Below are 2,788 nucleotides of genomic sequence, written 5' to 3'. Positions count from 1 at the left end.
GCTCCAGGAAAAACTGGCGATCGTCCTTGATTGGGTAGACCTTGGGATCGAGACGGGGAAACATGTAGAGCGCAGCGCTGGGCTTGACGCAGCTCACGCCCGGAATGGCGGTGATCAGCTCATAGGCCAGGTCGCGCTGGCGGCGCAAGCGCCCGCCTTCGCAGGTCAGGTCGTTGATGCTCTGGTAGCCGCCCAGCGCAGTCTGGATGGCCCACTGGCCGGGCACGTTGGAGCACAGTTTCATGTTGGCCAGCATGTTCAGGCCTTCGATGTAGTCCTGCGCCTGCTTCTTGGGGCCGGACACCACCATCCAGCCGGCGCGGTAGCCACATGAGCGGTAGCTCTTGGAAAGCGAATTGAAGGTCACCGTGAGCACGTCAGTCGACAGGCTGGCGATGGCCGTGTGCTTCACACCGTCGTACAGCACCTTGTCATAAACCTCGTCCGCGAGAATGACCAGGCCGTGCTCGCGTGCAATGGCAACGATGCCCTTGAGGAGGTCGTCTGAATACAGCGCGCCCGTCGGGTTGTTGGGGTTGATGACCGCGATGGCCTTGGTCTTTGGCGTGATCCTGGCGCGGATATCATCCAGATTGGGCATCCAGCCATTGCTTTCATCACACCGGTAATGCACCGGCGTGCCGCCCGAGAGGCTGGTGGAAGCCGTCCACAGCGGGTAGTCTGGCGCYGGCAGCAGCAGCTCGTCGCCGTCGTCGAGCAATGCGTTGGTGGCCATCGAGATCAGTTCGCTCGCGCCGTTACCGAGGTAAATGTCGTCCAGCGTCACGCCCTTGATGCCCTGCTTCTGGGTTTCGTGCATCACGGCCTTGCGCGCCGCGAAAATGCCCTTGCTGTCCGAATAACCGGCCGAGGCAGGCAGGTTGCGGATCATGTCCTGCTGGACTTCTTCGGGCGCATCAAAACCAAACACCGCCAGATTACCAATATTGAGCTTGATGAGCTTTTGGCCTTCTTCTTCCATCTGCTTGGCGGCATCCATGATCGGACCGCGGATGTCATAAAGGACATTGGCCAGCTTGGCAGATTTGGTGATCGGTTTCATGCGGTTTTATCGGTATGTGGGCAAGGCCTCGAGGCCCACCATGCTGGCAACGGGGAAGAAGCGTCAGCACTGCGGCGGGAAATTCGGGCGGAATCTATAATTTGACCACATAAAAGAGGGTTTTCGCCTCTAAAACCCGTCAAACCGCCCCGTGCATCGGCGCCCTCCGCACCATCGAAACGCCCAAATAATCCCGTATGAAACTTCAGCCAGACCGTCTCGATGTTCAGTCCATCCTTGGCTACGGTCCAGGCTGGGTCGGCCTGGGAAGCAATGGTGTCGCGGAGAAAATCGAACACAGCATCGTGATTGGCTCAAGGGGCGAGAAGTTTGACTGGAACTGCACGCGTTTTGAGCAACTCACGGCAGAGCATTTCACCCTGCTTTCCGCGACGCAGCCTGAACTCGTGATTTTTGGCAGCGGCTCCCGGTTGCGCTTTCCGCCTCCGGCCTTCCTGCGCACGCTGATGGAGCGCCGCATCGGCATTGAGACCATGGACACATTGGCGGCATGCCGCACCTACAACATCCTCGCGGGAGAAGGCCGGCAGGTAATTGCTGCMCTGCTGATTGAAACAGAAGGAACAGAAGGCTGAAATGCCCTCTCTTTCAGGGTAAAATCTAGGGTTGCACTTGGCACCACATCCAGGACTCACGTCCCGGGCCGGTTGCCAAAAGGCGCGGCTAATTACAACTACTTTCGTCAGGGTCTACTCAGTATGGCAGTCGTCGTCAATAAACCACTCCCCGAATTTGAAGCGATCGCCACAAGCGGCATCAAGGTTTCCAACACATCCCACCTCGGCAAAGTCGTTGTGCTGTACTTCTATCCCAAGGACAACACACCGGGTTGCACCACGGAAGCCATGCAGTTCCGTGACCGCTATAAGGACTTCGTCAAGGCCGGCGCAACCGTGTTCGGCGTGTCCCGCGACAATATGAAGTCCCACGACGAGTTCAAGTCCAAGCTTGAACTCCCGTTCGAACTGATTGCGGACACCGAAGAAAAAATGTGCCACATGTTCGGTGTGGTCAAAAACAAGATCATGTACGGCAAGAAGGTCAAGGGCATCGAGCGCAGTACCTTCCTGGTGGGCGCCRACGGTCAGCTGAAAGAAGAGTGGCGCGGCCTGAAGGTGCCCGGCCACGTGGACGACGTGCTCAAGGCCGTCAAGGCGCTCAAAAAGGCTGCCTGAAACAGCCCTGACGCCAGTTAGCAACAAAGAATTGCAAAGGATTGCCCTGTCACGCGAGTTGTGCATAATGAACTCATGCTGTTGACCTTCGCAACTGCGCCAAAAGAACAAGCCGCCCTGGTTTCAAGGCGGCTTTTTCGCTTCTGGAACCCTTCTTTTTTAGAGAGTTTTAAGCACTATGCCCCTGCCCCCTGCCCCGACCAAACGTGCCGCCCTGCTCTCCCCCGACGCGCTTGACGCGCCCGCTCGCTCGCCCTCCAAAGCACGCAAGACGGAAAGTGCCGAATCCGCCCAGAAACCCCCGGTGATGGACCTGTTTGACAGCCGCGCAGCAGGGGATGGCAGCCAGCATCCGTCAGCGTTTCAAGGAAAAGAGCCTGCCAACCCTTCAAGGACGAGCGCAAGCAGCTATAAAAAAGAGAGCATTCCACTGCCGCAGCCGGCTGCCAAGCCCAAAAAGGCCAAACGCACTGGCCCCACCAAATTGTTCGTGCTCGACACCAATGTGTTGATGCACGACCCAATGTGC

At 57.8% G+C, this 2,788-nt stretch carries 3 protein-coding genes and 1 pseudogene; 3 read left to right on the top strand and 1 reads right to left on the bottom strand.

Features of this window, described 5'->3' with window-relative positions; all coding sequences use genetic code 11:
* Nucleotides 1-1,063 (bottom strand): pyridoxal phosphate-dependent aminotransferase (locus AC1D1P_RS19975; RefSeq protein ID WP_477674168.1); only part of this gene is annotated, 1,063 nt, incomplete at its 3' end.
* Between the two features lie 197 nt (nucleotides 1,064-1,260).
* Between AC1D1P_RS19975 and AC1D1P_RS19970 the strand changes: the two genes are divergently transcribed.
* The 3 genes and pseudogenes from AC1D1P_RS19970 to AC1D1P_RS19960 all read left to right on the top strand — a co-directional run.
* Complete coding sequence (locus AC1D1P_RS19970) at nucleotides 1,261-1,659, top strand: Mth938-like domain-containing protein (protein ID WP_457280424.1); 399 nt, start codon at nucleotides 1,261-1,263, stop codon at nucleotides 1,657-1,659.
* A 123-nt stretch (nucleotides 1,660-1,782) separates the two neighbouring features.
* Nucleotides 1,783-2,259 carry a peroxiredoxin gene (locus tag AC1D1P_RS19965; RefSeq protein ID WP_477674167.1) on the top strand — a complete coding sequence of 159 codons (477 nt, stop codon included), beginning with the start codon at nucleotides 1,783-1,785 and terminating at the stop codon, nucleotides 2,257-2,259.
* Nucleotides 2,260-2,437: 178 nt separating this feature from the next.
* A pseudogene (locus AC1D1P_RS19960) lies at nucleotides 2,438-2,788 on the top strand (PhoH family protein); the annotation flags it as partial.

The sequence above is a fragment of the Polaromonas sp. P1_E1_2 genome, from assembly GCF_056406035.1.
This window is presented reverse-complemented; position numbering and strand designations above follow the sequence as displayed.